Origin of the sequence: Mycetohabitans endofungorum, from assembly GCF_037477895.1 — a bacterium.
Taxonomy (GTDB): Bacteria; Pseudomonadota; Gammaproteobacteria; order Burkholderiales; family Burkholderiaceae; genus Mycetohabitans.
In genome coordinates, this window is sequence record NZ_CP132744.1 from 1,509,706 (window position 1) to 1,527,085 (window position 17,380).

Here is a 17,380-nt window from a genome sequence, read left to right on the forward strand (position 1 = left end):
GTTTACACGTGTACCAGCGTACCCTCGTCATCGCCTTGCACGATGCGCTTTAGGGCGCCGGGCTTATTGATCGAGAATACCCGGATCGGCAACTTCTGGTCGCGGCACAACGCGAACGCCGTCGCATCCATGACCTGCAGATTGCGGCTGATCGCCTCATCGAAGCTGATCGTCGCATAACGCGTGGCCGTCGGGTCCTTCTTCGGGTCGGCGGAGTAGACGCCATCGACCTTGGTGGCTTTGAGCACGACTTCCGCGCCGATCTCCGAGCCGCGCAGCGCAGCGGCGGTGTCCGTGGTGAAAAACGGATTGCCGGTGCCGGCCGCGAAAATGACGACGCGCCCTTCCTCTAGCTGCCGGATTGCGCGCGGCCGAATATAGGGCTCGACCACTTGGTCCATCCGCAACGCAGACTGCACGCGCGCCTCGATGCCTGCGTGGCGCATCGCATCCTGCAGCGCCAAGGCATTCATCATCGTCGCGAGCATCCCCATGTAGTCCGCCGTCGCGCGATCCATGCCCGCCGCGCCGCCCGCTACGCCACGAAAGATATTGCCGCCGCCAATCACGATGGCAAGCTGCGCGCCCAGGTTCACCACGTCGACGATATCCGCGACGATTCGCTCGATCATCGTGCGATTGATGCCGAATGCATCGTCGCCCATCAGGGCTTCGCCGGAGAGTTTGAGCAACAGGCGTTTGTAGACAGTTGACATGGAAGATATCCGTTCGCGCCGAAAAGGACTTCAGAACTGTAGGGGGGAAATGCGTTGCGGATCAAGCACTGCAAAAACGCATCGCGCTGCCCGACGCTCACCCAGACGCATGCGACGTGCCGGCGCGGCAGCGGATCGTCTAGCCAGCCGGAGGACGTCCACGTGGGCGGAGCCCCGGCAACACGGCCTCGCTGCGAGAGCGGCGCCACGCCTGGATGGGCGCTGCCGCTGCCGCAACGGCCTACTGCTTCTGCGCTGCAGCGACCTGCGCAGCCACTTCGGCCGCGAAATCGTCCTGGCGCTTCTCGATGCCCTCGCCGACGACGAACAGCACAAAGCGTTGCACCGTCGTATTCGCAGCCTTGAGCATCTGCTCGACGGTCTGCTTATCGTTCTTCACGAACGGCTGGTTCAGCAGCGACACCTCCTTCAGGTACTTTTGCACGCTGCCTTCGACCATCTTCGCGACGATCTCGGCCGGCTTGCCCGACTCGGCCGCCTTCTGCTCAGCGATGCTGCGCTCTTGGGCGATCAGCTCAGCCGGCACATCGGCCGACGACAGCGACACCGGCTTCATCGCGGCGATGTGCATTGCAACGTCCTTGCCGACCTGCTCATCGGCGCCGTCGTATTCGACCAGCACACCGATGCGCGTGCCGTGCAGGTACGACGCCAGCTTGCGCGTGGTTTCAAAGCGCGAAAAGCGGCGAATCGTCATGTTCTCACCGATTTTGCCGACCAGCGCAGCCCGCACTGCATCTACCGTCGAGCCGTCCAGCGACAGCGTGGACAGCGCGGCGACGTCGGCCGGATTCTGCGTGGCAACCAGTTCCGCGACCTTTTTTGAGAAAGCGATAAAATCCTCGTTCTTTGCGACGAAGTCCGTTTCGCAGTTCAATTCGACCAACGCGCCGGCGCCGCCGCCGATGAATGACACGATCACGCCTTCCGCGGTCACGCGCGCTGCCGCCTTGCTCGCCTTGTTGCCGAGCTTCACACGCAGCAGCTCCTCGGCGCGGGCCATGTCGCCATCGGCCTCGGTCAACGCCTTCTTGCATTCCATCATCGGCGCATCGGTCTTCGCGCGCAGTTCTGCCACCATGCTTGCGGTAATTGCCGCCATTGTTCGCTCCTGTCAATCTGTCGGACTATTCCGGTTGTCCACACGCCGCGCGGACACCGCGCGCGGCCACAATCTGTTGTCCCGCTAGTCGCCCACGCGCGCCGCGCGCCGCGACGGCACCTGGGCTGGGAGCCGCCGCGCCAGCTAAAAAAAAGGGGCTCAGTGAAGCCCCATTGTCTGGCCGGACGCTGGCGCAGGGTTACGCCTGCTCGTTGACCTCGACGAACTCATCGTCGCCGCGGGCTGCCTGCACGACGTCGTTCAACGCGTTTGCGCGACCTTCGAGAATCGCGTCCGCGACACCTTGCGCATACAGTGCAACGGCTTTGCTCGCATCGTCGTTGCCCGGAATCACGTAGTCGACGCCTTCTGGCGAGTGATTCGTGTCGACGACCGCAATGATCGGCACACCGAGCTTCTTTGCTTCAGTGACGGCGATCTTGTGGTAGCCGACGTCAATCACGAAGATCGCGTCCGGGATGCCCCCCATGTCCTTCACGCCGCCAATCGATTTTTGCAGCTTTGCCATCTCGCGCTCGAACATCAGCGCTTCCTTCTTGCTCATCTTCTCGACTTCGCCGGATTCGATCGCCGCTTCCATGTCTTTGAGCTTCTTGATCGACGTTTTCAGCGTCTTGAAGTTCGTCAGCATCCCGCCGAGCCAGCGGTTGTTCACGTACGGCATGCCAGCGCGCGTCGCTTCCTCTGCGATCGTGTCGCGCGACTGACGCTTCGTGCCGACGAATAGAATCGTGCCCCGGTTAGCTGCGAGTTGACGCGCGTACTTCAGCGCGTCGTTATACATCGGCAGCGTCTTTTCGAGGTTGATGATGTGAATCTTGTTGCGGTGACCGAAGATGAATGGCGCCATCTTCGGGTTCCAGAAGCGAGTCTGGTGACCGAAGTGCACACCCGCTTCCAGCATCTGACGCATCGTAACTGCCATGAAATTCTCCACGAAGGGTTGAGTCTGAAACCGGTTGCCGCATCCGCGCCTGTATGGCACGAACACCCTTGGACGCACCGGTTTGTGATTAATCGGTTATAAGCCGACTAGCCCAATATTGTAGCACGTGTACACGACGCCCCTCAAGCGCGCCAGTTGCACGAGCACGGTAATCAGCGCATTCGGATCAATTCATGTGCGGGCTTTGCCGTAGCCCGCTCCGCATACCGATGTCATTCCTCCAGATATTCCAGCAACTCGTCGCGCGCGTCCTCGCTGAGCGGATTGCGTTCAACGAATGCCCGGATCTCGTTTTTTGCGTTTTCCCATTGCTGCGCCGGCAAGAACGGGATAAACCGATCATCCATTTCCTCGAGTACAAGCAGCACGTCCGTTTCATCACCGCCGTCAAGCAGACGCAGTGCACGCTGCCATAACTGACTTGACAGCGCTTCATTCAGCTTCGTCGTACTCTCAAGCAACCCGAGCGCCACCCAGATGCGATGCTCGGGCAACGCGCGTCGAATCGCAGGCTCGAGTAGCAATAATTCATGCTCGTGTTGTTCTATCGGCAATACCGCGAGCGCAGTCGGCAGGTAGCGCAGTGCCTCGCCCAATTGATGATCCGGCAACAATAGCGTTAATTGCCGCAGATCGGCATAGTGCATGACTCTGTGCTCAGCGGGCAACACCCATATCATGTTGGCCAGCATGCCGATCACTGCACCTTGGTGTGACGCGGGTAAGCGTTGCACCCATTGCTGCAATATCCGGTAATACTCGATGGTTTTCGTCTCCGCCTGTGCTTCGCGGCGGAGACCAGGCAGTAGCTTTGTCAATTCCACGAGCAGATCGGCCTGACCAGCCGCGTCCAACGCGGGAAGCCGGCCCAGAAAAGCTTGATATTCATTTTCGTACCGCGACCCACTAATTGACCGACATCTGAGCAGCGATGCCACAGCGGCCCAGGTGCTTCCTTGTTCACGGCTGCGTCGTTCGGCGTCTGCATACGCAAATTCATATAAAGGACGCTGCAGCCGATCAGAAAAGTTAAGTATGGACTGGACCATATCTTTTTGTATTTGCAAGCCTTGCCGCGGCACACGGCCTGCGGCCTCGAAAAATCGTTGGAACGCCGCTAGCTGCTGCTCTTCGGGCAGATCCGATAACCGCGGCCACAGTGCGTCAAGCGGCTCAGCGCGCAACGTCGGCTCCGCGTGAATACGCTCGATTTCGGCAAACAATTGTTGCATTGACGCCAGATCCATGTCACGAGCAGAATTAGCCCGTCGACAGCAAAGCCAACTCAGCCGTCTTTCTTGCAATGCGCGATATGTCCGTCTGTCCACAGTCGACAGGTTGCCAATATTGTCGAAAGGCACGTGGTCAGCCAGCTGCTGAATGATTTCGAGCGGCAGGTCGTGGTACGTCGTCGGACGGCTTGTCCGGTTCGTCGCCCAATGCATCATCGGACGGCTTGCCGAGCCAGCCGCTGCACCTGTCATCGAGCTTGGCCGCTCGCCTGCGCTCGCAGGTACCGTCAGGCCAGGAGGACGAGGCGGCGCGGCAGCGGCGGGACGACCGGCTTGCTGGCTTTCCGTTGCATATAAAGCAGTTTGAACGCTGTTAATCGTGGAGTTTGAATCGTAATCCATTGGCAAGCTCATTCGGTTATGCATCGAGGACGGGCGTGGGCGGGGCTATCAAGACGCTGTAGGCCCACGCCCTAGTCATCACCAAGACATCACGCATACGTTAGCCCATCCATTGGCCGGTCTTAGCGCTGCAGCATGGCTCGACATCCCGCCCCACTTTGCCGATGTCCACGCTTCCCCGTGCGTGCAAGCACCTGTCTGCGTACAGCGAAGATGCGATAATGTGACACAATTTTATGCCTTTTACCCAGCGTGTCCCCTATGACCGTCACGATTAAAACCGAACACGACATCGCAAAGATGCGCGTCGCCTGCCGCCTTGCGAGCGAGGTGCTGGACTACATCACGCCTTTCATCAAACCTGGCATCACCACCGGCGAGCTAGACCGGCTCTGCCACGAGTACATGGTCGATGAACAGCACACAGTGCCCGCGCCGCTGAATTACCAGCCGACCGGCTATCCGCCGTATCCGAAAGCAACCTGCATCTCTGTCAACGATGTGATTTGCCACGGTATCCCCGGCGACAAGCAATTAAAGAACGGCGACACGCTGAACATCGACATCACGGTGATCAAGGACGGTTACTTTGGCGACACGAGCCGAATGTTCATTGTCGGCGAAGGATCGATCCTGGCCAAGCGGCTCGTGCAGGTCACGTACGAATGCATGTGGCTCGGCATCGAGCAGGTGCAGCCCGGCGCGCATCTGGGCGACATCGGGCACGCGATCCAGCGTCACGCCGAAGCACACGGCTACAGTGTCGTGCGCGAATATTGCGGCCATGGCATCGGCACTGTGTTCCACGAGGACCCGCAAATCCTGCACTACGGTCGCCCCGGCACGGGCGTGCAAATCCAGCCGGGCATGATCTTTACGGTCGAGCCGATGATCAACGCGGGGCGCCGCGACATTCGCACGATGCCGGACAAGTGGACCGTCAAGACACGCGATCGTAGCTTGTCCGCGCAATGGGAACACACGGTGCTAGTCACGCAAACCGGCTACGAAGTGCTAACCGTGTCGGCCGGCACGCCAGCCAAGCCGACGATTGCCGGCACCGCGTAAGTTTAGCGTGCCGACCTGCACCGGCTGCCACACCGATGCACCGTCACACGCCACCTGCCTCACGTCATCATATGGCGTTGGCACGCTCATGTGGCGTTGGCACGCCGGCCACGCGCAGAGCCACCCGCACGCCGTGCCCGTATTCGATAAAACAGGCTTGCCCATGAGCACCGCCGCTATGGCCACCGTGCCCCCCTCGTCGCTGAAAACCGCATTTAAGGCAGCCAAGGCCCAATTGCTTAAACGGTTCGCGCATGCCGGCAAGGTCGACACGCTAATGCGCTCGCTCGCGCGGCTGGTCGATGGCACGCTCGTCGATGCGTGGCAGGCGTGCGCAATGCCGCCAGCATTGACGCTGCTTGCTGTGGGCGGCTACGGGCGCGGCGAGCTCGCGCCGCATTCCGACATCGACATTCTGGTACTGCTCAATGACGAGCCCGACGAAAACTTGCGGGCCAGTATCGAGCGCTTTATTGGACTGGCGTGGGACCTGGGGCTTGAACTAGGCAGCAGCGTGCGCACCGTCGAGCAGTGCATCGACGACGCGCGTCAGGACGTCAGCGTGCAGACGTCGCTGCTCGAAGCTCGTCGGATCGTTGGCAACATCACGCTGCAGCAGGTGTTCCTCGCGCGCTTTGACGACACGCTCGATCCACGTGCGTTCTTTACCGCAAAGATACTCGAGATGCGCCAGCGGCACGCGAAATTCCAAGATTCACCCTACAGCCTCGAGCCGAACTGCAAGGAAAGTCCCGGGGGATTGCGTGATTTGCAGTTAATCCTATGGATTACGTGCGCCGCTGGCTTTGGTAACAGCTGGCAGGAGCTCGAGGCGCGCGGGCTAATCACCGTGCGCGAAAGCCGCGAGCTGCGGCGCAACGAGCAATTTCTGAAAATGCTGCGCGCCCGGCTACATGTGCTCGCCGGACGACGCCAGGACCTTCTCGTATTCGACTTGCAGACCGCGCTGGCCGAGGCATTCGGCTACCGGTGCACGCGCGAGAAGCGCGCCAGCGAGCAATTGATGCGGCGCTACTACTGGGCCGCCAAGGCGGTCACGCAGCTGGCCACGGTCCTGATTCAGAACATCGAGGCGCAGCTTTTCCCACGTACCAGTGGCGTCACACGCCAGTTGTCCGAGCACTTTGTCGAGAAACAGGGCATGCTGGAAATCGTCGACGACGAGGTGTTCCAGCGCGTGCCCAACGCGATTTTGGAGGCATTCCTACTGTACGAGCAGGTGCGAGGCATCAGAGGTTTGTCTGCCCGGACACTGCGCGCGCTGTACAACGCGCGGGAGATCATGGACCGGAACTGGCGCCGTGACCCGCAAAACCGCCGCTTGTTCATGGAGATCCTGAAGCAGCCGGAAGGTATCACGCACGCATTGCGGCTGATGAACCAGACGAGCGTACTGGGGTGCTACCTGCTCAATTTCCGCCGCATTGTCGGCCAGATGCAGCATGATCTGTACCATGTGTACACGGTCGACCAGCATATCCTGATGGTGCTGCGCAATCTCCGGCGCTTTGCGATCGCAGAGCATGCGCACGAGTACCCATTCTGTAGCCAGCTGTTCGCCAATTTCGACCGACCGTGGGTGCTGTATATTGCCGCGCTGTTCCATGACATCGCGAAAGGTCGCGGCGGCGATCATTCGAAGCTGGGCATGGCCGACGCCCAACGCTTTTGCCGCGAGCACGGCGTCAACCCTCAGGATGCCGCGCTGGTCGTGTGGCTCGTCGAACATCACCTGACAATGAGCCAGGTCGCCCAAAAGCAGGACACGTCTGACCCGGCCGTGATCGGCCGTTTCGCCGCCCTCGTGCGTGACGAACGCCGGCTCACCGCACTCTACTTGCTGACCGTGGCAGACATCCGCGGCACCAGTCCGAAGGTCTGGAACGCATGGAAAGGCAAGCTGCTCGAAGACTTGTACCGGATCACGCTAAACGTGCTGGGGGGGGCCCAGCCGGACCAGCACGCCGAGCAGCGCACGCGCAAGGACGAAGCGCGCGCGCTGCTGCGGCTGCAAACGGTGCCGGACGACGCGCCCCAAGCGCTGTGGGACCAACTCGACGTCGGCTACTTTCTGCGCCATGACGCGGCCGACATTGCATGGCAGACCCGCGTCCTTTACCAATACGTCCACTGCGCTAACCCGATTGTGCGGGCGCGCCCATCGCCGATCGGCGACGGATTACAGGTACTCGTCTACTTGCATGACCGGCCCGACCTGTTCGCCGGCATCTGCGCGTATTTCGAGCGCAGCGGCCTGTCCGTGCTCGATGCGCGGGTGAGCACCACGCGGCATGGCTACGCGCTGGACAACTTCCTGGTGGTCAGCACTGACCAAGGCGTGCACTACCGCGACATCGCCAACCTTGTCGAGCAACAACTTGCAGCACGGCTCACCTCGCCCGACCTGTTGCCCGAGCCGGCCAAGGGCCGCCTGTCACGCCTGTCGCGCACTTTCCCGATCACGCCGCGCGTCGATCTTCGCGCCGACGAACGGGATCAGTACTATTTGTTATCGATCTCTGCCAACGACCGGCTCGGGCTGCTGTATGGGATCGCGCGCGTGCTGGCCGACCATCGCGTCGGCGTGCGGGCCGCCCGGATCAACACGCTCGGCGAGCGGGTCGAGGACGTTTTCCTGCTTGATGGCAATGACTTGGCTGACAGCCGCAAGCAGATCCAACTTGAAACCGAACTACTGCGCGCGATCGCAGTTTAAATCTTATGCGCGTAAAACTTACCGCGAAACATCCGCGACCGGACTCGCCATCGCGACAGCCGGTACGACCCGGCGCGAAGCGCGACGCAACTCGGCGCACCGCTGTGCAGGCATCGTTAGAAGGCCGCGACACTGACCCGCGTGCGCCGGCTGGACGTCGCCCCGCCGCGCGCCCGGCCACGCCCGTCGGCGGTAACACCCCTACAGCCGGCAAGCGGCACGGGAGCGTGCACGCCGACCAGCCGGGCAACGCCACCGCGCCGCGTCGAACAGCGGCCGAGGCGCCTGCCCGCGCGGACTCGGGACAACGCACATCGGCGCGCCGTCTTGACACCGCGCCGACGAAAGCGCCTCACGGCGCCAAGCGGCAACGCGAGGTGGCCATCGGTGAGCAGTCCCACGGCACAGATCACGGTGGCCGCGCGCGTGGCGCGGGAGCCGGCAAGCGTACGCGCACGCAAGCGCTGGCACGCCGCGACAAGCCCGGCCATCTTGGTCACAAACCGCGCCAGTCACCGGCCCAGGTGCTAGCCGAGCGCATCGGCGCGCGGGACACTGCCGAGCAAGGCCCTGCACGCGGTGCCCGCGAGCAAGGCGGCGGTGCACGACAGGCCGAGCGCGCGCCAACGGACCAAACGCGTCCGTCGCGTCCGCGCGCCGGCACGGGCGTACCGCGCCGCGACCTCCGCCGCGGAATCGAGGCCGATGTGTCCGGCCAGATGCGGTTGTCAAAGCGGATGTCTGAACTAGGCCTATGCTCGCGCCGTGAAGCCGACGAATGGATCGAGAAGGGCTGGGTCCGCGTCGACGGACAGATTGTCGACACGCTCGGCGCAAAGGTCACCGCCACGCAGCGCATTGACGTCCTACCCAACGCACGCGCGGCCCAAGCCCGGCAAGTCACGATCGTGCTGCACAAGCCGGTCGGATACGTCTCCGGCCAGCCAGAAGACGACTATCTTCCCGCCGTCGCGCTCGTCACACCGGCAAATCGCTGGAGCGAGGATCCCGCACCCACGCGCTTTTCCGCCACCCATCTGCGCTCACTCGCGCCTGCCGGCCGGCTCGACATCGATTCAACCGGCTTACTGGTGCTGACGCAGGACGGCCGTATCGCCAAGCAGTTGATTGGCGAACAGTCCGAGGTTGAAAAGGAATACTTGGTGCGCGTGCGCTACGGCACGCACACGCAACAGGTGGATCGCTATTTCCCCACCGATAAGCTGGCGCAGCTGCGCGAAGGGTTGTCGCTGGACGGCGTGCGGCTCAAGCCGGCGCAGGTCGATTGGCAGAACGGCGAACAGTTACGCTTCGTGCTGCACGAGGGCCGCAAACGCCAGATCCGCCGTATGTGCGACTTAGTCGGCCTGGAGGTCGTCGGTCTGAAACGCGTCAGAATAGGCCAATTGGTGCTTGGCGCGCTGCCGCCCGGTAAATGGCGCTACTTGCGCGCGGACGAGCACTTCTGAGGCAGCTGGTGCCGTCGGCGATGTGGGCCTGTGTCAATCGTCGGACAAAGGATCCAAGTCCGGGAACAGTACTTTGGTAAAACCAAAGTTCGAAAAATCGGTAATCCGCATCGGATACAGCTTGCCGATCAGATGATCGCATTCATGTTGGACTACCCGCGCATGAAACCCCTCGGCGACACGGTCGATCGGCTGGCCGTACTGGTCATGACCTTCATACCGGATCATCGACAGGCGGCTGACAATGCCCCGCAGCCCCGGCACCGACAGGCAGCCTTCCCATCCCTCTTCCATGTCTAGCGAAACGGGGGTGATCATCGGGTTGATCAGCACGGTCTCCGGTACAGCCGGCGCATCCGGATAGCGCGCGTTCTGCCTGAAGCCAAAGATTACGACCTGCAGATCCGCGCCGATCTGCGGCGCGGCCAATCCCGCGCCGTTGGCCGCGCGCATCGTTTCGAACATGTCTTGAATCAGTTGATGCAATTGCGGCGTATCGAACTTGTCCACCGGTTTCGCAATGCGCAACAGACGCGGGTCGCCCATTTTGAGAATTTCGCGGATCATTGCTGTTCACCCCCTAAAAGCCTACGCATCCCTTCTTCGTCCACGATCGAAATGCCCAACTCTTCGGCCTTCGTCAGCTTGTTGCCCGCGTCGGTTCCGGCCACCACGTAATTCGTCTTCTTCGACACCGATCCCGCGACCTTCGCGCCGGCGGCCTCCAGCATCTCCTTCGCTGCCTCGCGAGACAGGGTCGGCAACGTGCCGGTCAGCACCACCGTCATGCCGGCGAGCGGCCCGGCCGGTTTGCGGGGAGCCGGCGGCCCCTCGGACCACTGCACGCCGGCTGCACGCAGTTGCTCGATCACCATCCGGTTATGCGGCTCTGAGAAGAAATGGCGGATCGCCTCCGCGACCACGGGGCCGACGTCGTTGACCTCGAGCAACGCCTCCTCGCTAGCGTCCATCAACGCATCGAGTGAGCCGAAATGCCGGGCCAGGTCCTTTGCGGTTGCCTCGCCCACGTGTCGAATGCCCAGCGCATAGATGAACCGCGGCAACGTCGTATGTCGCGCGCGCTCCAACGAGTCGATCAGGTTCTGCGCGGACTTGTCCGCGAAACGGTCCAGTTGCGCCACCGTCGCAAAGCCGAGGTTAAACAGGTCCGCGGGCGTACGGGTCAGGCCTTGCTCGACCAACTGATCAATGATCTTCTCGCCGAGCCCATCGATATCGAGTGCGCGCCGCTGTGCGAAATGCCACAACGCCTGCTTGCGCTGCGCAGCGCAGACCAATCCGCCCGCACATCGCGCGATTGCCTCATCCGGCAACCGCTCAATTGCGGAGCCACAAACCGGGCAGTGGGTTGGCATCGCGAAAGGCCGCGCATCGGCCGGCCGGCGCTCCTTGATGGCGCCCACCACTTCCGGAATCACGTCACCGGCGCGGCGCACGATGACAGTGTCTCCGATCAGGATATCCTTGCGACGTATCTCGTCCTCATTGTGCAGCGTCGCATTGGTCACCGTAGCGCCGCCGACGAAAACCGGCTCGAGCCGTGCAACGGGCGTGATCGCGCCGGTACGGCCGACCTGTACCTCGATTGCCAGCAATCGGGTCAACGCTTCCTCTGCCGGAAATTTATGCGCCAGCGCAAAGCGCGGCGCACGGGAGACGAAACCGAGCCGGTCCTGCTCATCACGCCGGTTGACCTTGTAGACGACGCCGTCGATGTCATACGGCAGCGACGCGCGGCGAGCGCCCACATCGCGGAAAAACGCGAGCAGGCCCGCCGCGCCACGAACCACCGCTCGCTCTTGATTCACCGGCAAACCCATGCTGACGTACCAATCGAGCAGCGCCGAATGCGTGTCCGGCATCGGCACGCCGTCGAGCACGCCGATACCGTACGCGAAAAACGACAATGGACGCTTCGCGGTGATCCTCGAATCAAGCTGCCGGAGACTGCCAGCCGCCGCATTGCGCGGGTTCGCGAATTCACGCTGGCCCGCCTCGCGCTGCCGCTTGTTGAGTCGCTCAAAATCGCGCTTGAACATCAGCACTTCGCCGCGCACATCGATGACTTTCGGCACTGCGTCGCCGTTGAGCGTCAATGGCAGTGACCGAATGGTCCGCACGTTCGCGGTCACGTCCTCGCCGGTCGTGCCATCGCCACGCGTGGACGCCTGCACGAAACGGCCGTTCTCGTAACGCAGCGAGATCGCTAAGCCATCGAACTTTAGCTCGCACGCGTATTCGACGTCACCGTGCTGCAACCCATCACTGACGCGCTTGTCGAACGCGTCAACGTCGCTGTCCTCGAACCCATTGTTCAGCGACAGCATCGGCACGTCGTGAACGATAGGCGCAAAACCTTCGGCGACCGCGCCACCGACACGTTGCGTAGGCGAGTCGGGCGTGATCAGATCCGGATGGTCCGCCTCGATCTGCTCGAGCTCATTGAACAATTTGTCATACTCGGCATCCGGGATCTCCGGTCGGTCGAGCACGTAATACGCGTGATTGGCGCGATCAATCTCTGTGCGCAGCCAGGCAGCGCGCTCGGCCGGACGGTCGGCGGATGGCGGAAACATCATGCGTGACATCAAAATCGGTTGTTCATGGTGAAATTATCGCAGGAAGCCACACGCGGCGGCATCCGCCGGAAGCGCTATTACAGGAACACGACGGCACCAATAAAAAACCCGGCGCTATGCACCGGGCTCGCGCAAGTGCCACGCCGAGCATCTCCTCACCGACTGGCGGACGCCCACCGCCGCCGGCGCGCCGAGCGGGTCAATTACTGAACAGCCGTCGGGTCGCCGGCGAGCCGGCGGGAATACCCGCCTGCTCCAGCTTCGCGTACAGCGTCATCAGTTGCGTATCGATCGCCGCCAGTGCCGTCTCGGGCAGCGGCCGGCGCTGGTCGTCGACGACCCGAGCGCCGATGCGCTGCGCGAGCGACTTCGCGTAGTCGCACATCAACCGGAACGGCAAGATGTCTTCGTCGGCCACCGGCACGTCCAACAGCAACGTGATCATCGTGCCGCCCTTGTATGTCAGGTCGTCACGCAGGAAATTGGTGTCGCCGAACTGCAACATGAATACCGGATTTTGCTTGGCATCGAGCTTGACGAACCGCGTGCCGTCACGCGACAGCAACAATCCGTCCTGCGATGCGACGGCCTGCACATAGTTGGCCGACCACGGCGCGCCGTCAGACAGCACGTTGACCGACAGTTGAGCATCGCATTGCGCGGCGAACCCGTCCAGTTCGCGTGCCATCGACACCGTTTCCATCATATCCGGAAACTCGGGCGCGCCATCCAGCGCATCGGCGAAAGCCTGCACGCCGGACACGAACTCCGAAAATTCCAACTCGTTCAGCGGCCCGTTGCGGTTGGCCAGTTGCACCGCCGCACGCAATTCGTGGTATCGACCGCCCGGCTGCAGCAACGCCCAGTGCTCGCCGCCTTCGGCCTTGCCCTCGATGAACACCGGCTTGCCACCGGCACGCCGCAACCGTTGCGCGAGCGGCAGCACCTTCTCTGCGGCGACCGGCGCTGCGATGCGGATCGGCACGACGCAGTCGATACGCCGATCCACGAGCGCCGGCGGTGCGGCGCTGATCGTCGTCGCAGCCGGTATGATCGGTTCCGGCTGCCCATCGTCCGCTGCGCACGGCTTGGCCTGCGCAGCGCCAACCCCATCGCCGCCACCTTCCGCCTGCAGATCGACCGGCGTATCGGGCGCCGCCGACGGTCCGAAACTCGGTTCGCGGCGTGCCTCGGCCTGATCCGCGCCAAAACCGGGCTCGCGGCGCGCGCCCGGGGCCGCTGGCTCGATGAACGGCCGCTCCTCGTTTGCGTCGGGTGCGCGCGCTAGCTCCGCCGCCGCATCGTCCGGCATCGGCCGGGGCATTCTGCGCCGTACCTTGGCTGCCTGCCACGCGTTGTACGCGACCACGCCGGTCACCACCGCTGCGCCCGCACCTATCAATCCGAGCGTCAATTCATCCATGCAGACTCCATCAGCAATGCTTGTTCGTGTTGCTGCCCATTACCCGGCGTTCTGCGCGAAGCCCGCGGCCGTTTCCATATCGACCGCGACGATCCGCGACACGCCTTGTTCCTGCATCGTCACGCCGATCAACTGCTGGGCCATTTCCATCGCGATCTTATTGTGCGAGATAAACAGGAACTGCGTCTTGTCCGACATCGCCCGCACCAAATTTGCGAAGCGTTCGGTATTGGCGTCGTCCAGCGGCGCATCGACCTCATCCAGCAAGCAAAACGGCGCTGGATTGAGCTGGAACATCGCAAACACCAACGCCGTCGCGGTCAGCGCCTTCTCGCCGCCGGACAGCAGGTGGATTGTCGAATTCTTTTTGCCCGGCGGCTGCGCCATCACCTGTACGCCGGCATCGAGGATCTCCGCGCCCGTCATGATCAGTTTGGCCTGCCCACCGCCGAACAACCGCGGAAACAGTTCGCCAAAATGCCGGTTAACCTCGTCGAAGGTGCCCTGCAACAGCGCCCGCGTCTCCTCATCGATCTTGCGGATAGCGTCCTCGAGCGTCTCGATCGCGTGCTGCAGGTCGGCCGACTGTGCATCCAGGAACTGCTTGCGTTCGCGGGCTGCGCTCAGTTCGTCCAACGCCGCCATGTTCACCGGGCCAAGCGCGGTGATGGCGTTATTGATCCGCGTCACCTCACCCTGTAAGTACGATGGCTTCATGTCCGCGCCAAGCTTAGCTTGCAGCGCCGTCTCGTCGACGCCGGCTGCCTCCAGTTGCTCGACGAACTGCTCGCGATTGAGTCGTGCGGCCTGCTCCTTGAGTTGCAACTCGGTAATCTTGTCGCGCAGCGGCTGCAGCGAGCGCTCCGCGGCCAGGCGCTGCTCGTCGGCCTGCCGCAATTGGCCGCTCAGCGCATCGAGTTCGGCACGCGCGGCCTGCAGCGCGTGTTCACGCTCGCTGCGCAAAGCCAGCGCTTGTTGCAGCCCGGTATGGGCCGTTTGTTCGTTGATCGTTTCGAGTTCCGCGCGCGCCTCTTGCAGCGCACCAGCGACGCGCTCGTCCTGCTCCAGCGCGACTTGGATACTGCGCGTGAGCGCCTCGATGCGGGCCGCGACATCGCGCTGTGCATAGACCGCCTCTTGAGCTGCGCGCTCCAATTCCCGCGCCCTCTGGCGTGCGTCTGCCAGGGTTTCGTCGAGCGCCTCGAACGCCAACTGCTCTTCTTCGAAGCGCGCCTGCAGTTCAGCCAGCTCGGTGTCGAAACGCTCGAAATTGCTCTCAGACTCGCTGCGCAAGGCCTGCTGCTCGTCGATCTGCGCGGCAATCTCATCGAGTTCCTCGCCGATCTGCACGCTGCGTTGCGTGTAGCGCTCGTGCGCCTGGGTCAGCTTGAGCACGTCCAATTGCAATGCATGCACCCGCTGCGTCGCACGTTCGACCTGTGCCCGTGCGTCGGCCAGCGCCTGCGTCGCCTGCGTATGCGCGGCCTCAGCGCGCACCGCGGCGCCGCGCGCTTCATCCGCCAATAGCGCCTGAGCGCGGACCTCGCGTCCGAGGTTGTCGATTTCTTGTTGCCGTGCAAGCATGCCGGCCTGCTCAGAATCAGCTGCATACAGTTGCACGCCAACACGGGTAACCAGATGGCCGGCCTGGACGACGAAGCATCCGCCCTCTGGCAGCTGGGCGCGCACGGCCAGTGCCTGGCTGAGATCGTCAGCCACAAACGCATTGGCGAGCCAGTCGCCAAGCACCGCGCGCAGTCCCGGGTCATCGATGCGCAGTAGCGCCAGCAACGGCCGCAGTCCAGCCGGCGTCTGCAGCGGCTTGCCGGCCGGCGGGGGCGCATAGAACGCGAGTTTGGCCGGCGGCGCGTCGGTTGCGAACGCGTTGACCCAGTCCAGATTCGAAATCTCGAGCGCGGCCAGTCGCTCGCGCAAGACCGATTCCAGCGCCATTTCCCAGCCAGGCTCGATGTGCAACTTCTTCCACAGGCGCGGCAGCGCGGCCAGTTCGTGCTTATCCAGCCACGGCTGGAGCTTGCCCTGCGTCTGCACGTTTTGCTGCAACTGCTTGAGCGCGGCCAAGCGTGCATCGAGCTGGTGGATCCGTGCGTTTTCCTGTTGCACGCGCTCCTGCGCGGCGCGGCGCGCCTCGTCTAGCTGCGGCGCCTGCTGTTGCGCGTCGGCGAGCCGTTGCTGCGCATCATCCAGAATCTGCTCGTGCTCAGCCAACTGCATGCGCAGTTCTTCGAGTTGCGCCTCGTCCGGCGCACCTAACCCCTGCCGCTCGCTCCTCAGGCGCTCCAACCGCACCTGCAACTGCTGCAGCTGCTGGTCAGCGTTGCGCTGATGCGCCGCCTCCAGCTTCAACGCTTGTTCCGCTTGCGCGATCGCGCCCCGCTCGTCATTGAGCTTGGCCTGCGCATCGCGCCACCGCGCTTCCAACGCCGGCAGTGCATCGTTTTGCGCAGCTGCGTCGTCCTGCGTGCGCGCCGCTCGCTCCTCGGCTTCGGCTAGCAACGCGTGTGCATCGGCCAGTTCGTCGCGTGCCTTCTCGGCCTGCCGCTGCCACTGATCCCGCTGCGCGGTGAGCGCCGCGATCTGGTTCTGCGCACGATTACGCGACTCGACGATGAATTTGATTTCCGCTTCCAGCCGGCTGACCTCAGCATTGGCCTCGTACAGCGCCCCTTGCGTGCCCTGCATCGCATCGCTGGCCGCGTAGTGCGCGACGCGCATCGTCTCCAGTTGCGCCTCGACTTCGCGCAGCCTCGCCATCTGTGCCTCGAGCTCGACCTGCGCGGCGCCGATCGCCCGCTGCTGGCGCTCCTGCTCAGCCTGCGCCTCGTTCTTGCGCAGCAGCCACAGCAGGCGCTGCTTTTCTTCGCCCTCGGCCTGCAACGCTTTGAACTGCTGCGCGATCATGGCCTGTCCTTCGAGCTTGTCCAGGTTCGTGCCAAGTTCGCGCACGATATCCTCGACGCGAGTCAGGTTTTCGCGCGTGTCATTGAGGCGATTCGCCGTCTCTCGGCGCCGCTCCTTATACTTAGACACGCCGGCCGCCTCTTCCAGGAAGACGCGCAACTCCTCGGGCTTAGCCTCGATAATCCGCGCGATCATCCCTTGGCCGATGATCGCGTACGCGCGCGGACCCAGGCCTGTGCCCAGAAAGATGTCCTGGATGTCGCGCCGACGCGCCGGCAGGTTATTGATGTAGTAGCTGGACGTGCCGTCACGCGTGAGCACGCGCTTGACCGCGATTTCCGCGTATTGGCTCCATTGGCCCGCCGCCCGCCCGTCGCCATTGTCGAACACCAACTCGACGCTGGCGCGACTGGCCGGCTTGCGCGCGGTCGAACCGTTGAAGATCACGTCCTGCATCGATTCGCCGCGCAACTCGGACGCGCGTGATTCGCCGAGCACCCAGCGCACCGCGTCGATGATGTTCGACTTGCCACAGCCATTGGGGCCGACGACGCCAACGAGCTGGCCGGGCACCTGGAAATGAGTCAGATCGACGAAGGACTTGAAGCCAGCGAGCTTGATCGAGGTCAGACGCACGGCGATATTCGCTGTTCTAGAGAGATTGCATGGAGTCCACGCGGCACCTATATGCGGCGCCCGGACGTTCGGAGCCAATCATACC

Annotated in this window: 11 protein-coding genes; 3 read left to right on the plus strand and 8 right to left on the minus strand. The window is 62.9% G+C overall.

Features of this window, described 5'->3' with window-relative positions:
• Positions 1–2 precede the first annotated feature (2 nt).
• From pyrH to RA167_RS06520, 4 genes are all read right to left on the minus strand, one after another.
• Positions 3–716 carry a UMP kinase gene (gene pyrH, locus RA167_RS06505; protein WP_076784930.1) on the minus strand — a complete coding sequence of 238 codons (714 nt, stop codon included), beginning with the start codon at positions 714–716 and terminating at the stop codon, positions 3–5.
• 241 nt (positions 717–957) lie between these two features.
• Positions 958–1,839, minus strand: coding sequence for a translation elongation factor Ts (gene tsf / locus RA167_RS06510; protein WP_076784931.1), 882 nt, complete (start codon positions 1,837–1,839; stop codon positions 958–960).
• Between the two features lie 199 nt (positions 1,840–2,038).
• The gene (gene rpsB / locus RA167_RS06515; RefSeq protein WP_076784932.1) at positions 2,039–2,785 is read right to left on the minus strand and encodes a 30S ribosomal protein S2; all 747 of its coding nucleotides are present in this window, start codon (positions 2,783–2,785) and stop codon (positions 2,039–2,041) included.
• 233 nt (positions 2,786–3,018) lie between these two features.
• Complete coding sequence (locus tag RA167_RS06520) at positions 3,019–4,038, minus strand: hypothetical protein (RefSeq protein WP_237574265.1); 1,020 nt, start codon at positions 4,036–4,038, stop codon at positions 3,019–3,021.
• A gap of 663 nt (positions 4,039–4,701) precedes the next feature.
• On the opposite strand from RA167_RS06520, the gene map reads away from it, so the two are divergent.
• The 3 genes from map to RA167_RS06535 all read left to right on the plus strand — a co-directional run bounded on the left by map (position 4,702) and on the right by RA167_RS06535 (position 9,714).
• Positions 4,702–5,508 (plus strand): type I methionyl aminopeptidase, encoded by an 807-nt coding sequence (gene map, locus RA167_RS06525; RefSeq protein ID WP_076784934.1) that lies wholly within the window; start codon positions 4,702–4,704, stop codon positions 5,506–5,508.
• Between the two features lie 163 nt (positions 5,509–5,671).
• Positions 5,672–8,245: a [protein-PII] uridylyltransferase gene (locus tag RA167_RS06530; RefSeq protein ID WP_076787144.1), complete on the plus strand. Its 2,574-nt coding sequence runs from the start codon at positions 5,672–5,674 to the stop codon at positions 8,243–8,245.
• A 104-nt stretch (positions 8,246–8,349) separates the two neighbouring features.
• On the plus strand, positions 8,350–9,714 hold the full coding sequence (locus tag RA167_RS06535; RefSeq protein WP_338876540.1) for a pseudouridine synthase: 1,365 nt from the start codon (positions 8,350–8,352) through the stop codon (positions 9,712–9,714).
• Between the two features lie 33 nt (positions 9,715–9,747).
• Here RA167_RS06535 and def read toward each other — a convergent pair whose 3' ends face one another.
• The 4 genes from def to smc form a co-directional block, all read right to left on the minus strand.
• On the minus strand, positions 9,748–10,281 hold the full coding sequence (gene def / locus RA167_RS06540) for a peptide deformylase (protein ID WP_076784936.1): 534 nt from the start codon (positions 10,279–10,281) through the stop codon (positions 9,748–9,750).
• Positions 10,278–12,323: an NAD-dependent DNA ligase LigA gene (gene ligA, locus RA167_RS06545; RefSeq protein WP_076784937.1), complete on the minus strand. Its 2,046-nt coding sequence runs from the start codon at positions 12,321–12,323 to the stop codon at positions 10,278–10,280. The genes def and ligA overlap by 4 nt, the downstream gene beginning before the upstream one ends.
• Positions 12,324–12,513: 190 nt before the next feature.
• Complete coding sequence (locus tag RA167_RS06550) at positions 12,514–13,737, minus strand: cell division protein ZipA C-terminal FtsZ-binding domain-containing protein (RefSeq protein ID WP_076784938.1); 1,224 nt, start codon at positions 13,735–13,737, stop codon at positions 12,514–12,516.
• 39 nt (positions 13,738–13,776) lie between these two features.
• Positions 13,777–17,295 (minus strand): chromosome segregation protein SMC, encoded by a 3,519-nt coding sequence (gene smc / locus RA167_RS06555; protein WP_076784939.1) that lies wholly within the window; start codon positions 17,293–17,295, stop codon positions 13,777–13,779.
• Between the last annotated feature and the right edge of the window lie 85 nt (positions 17,296–17,380).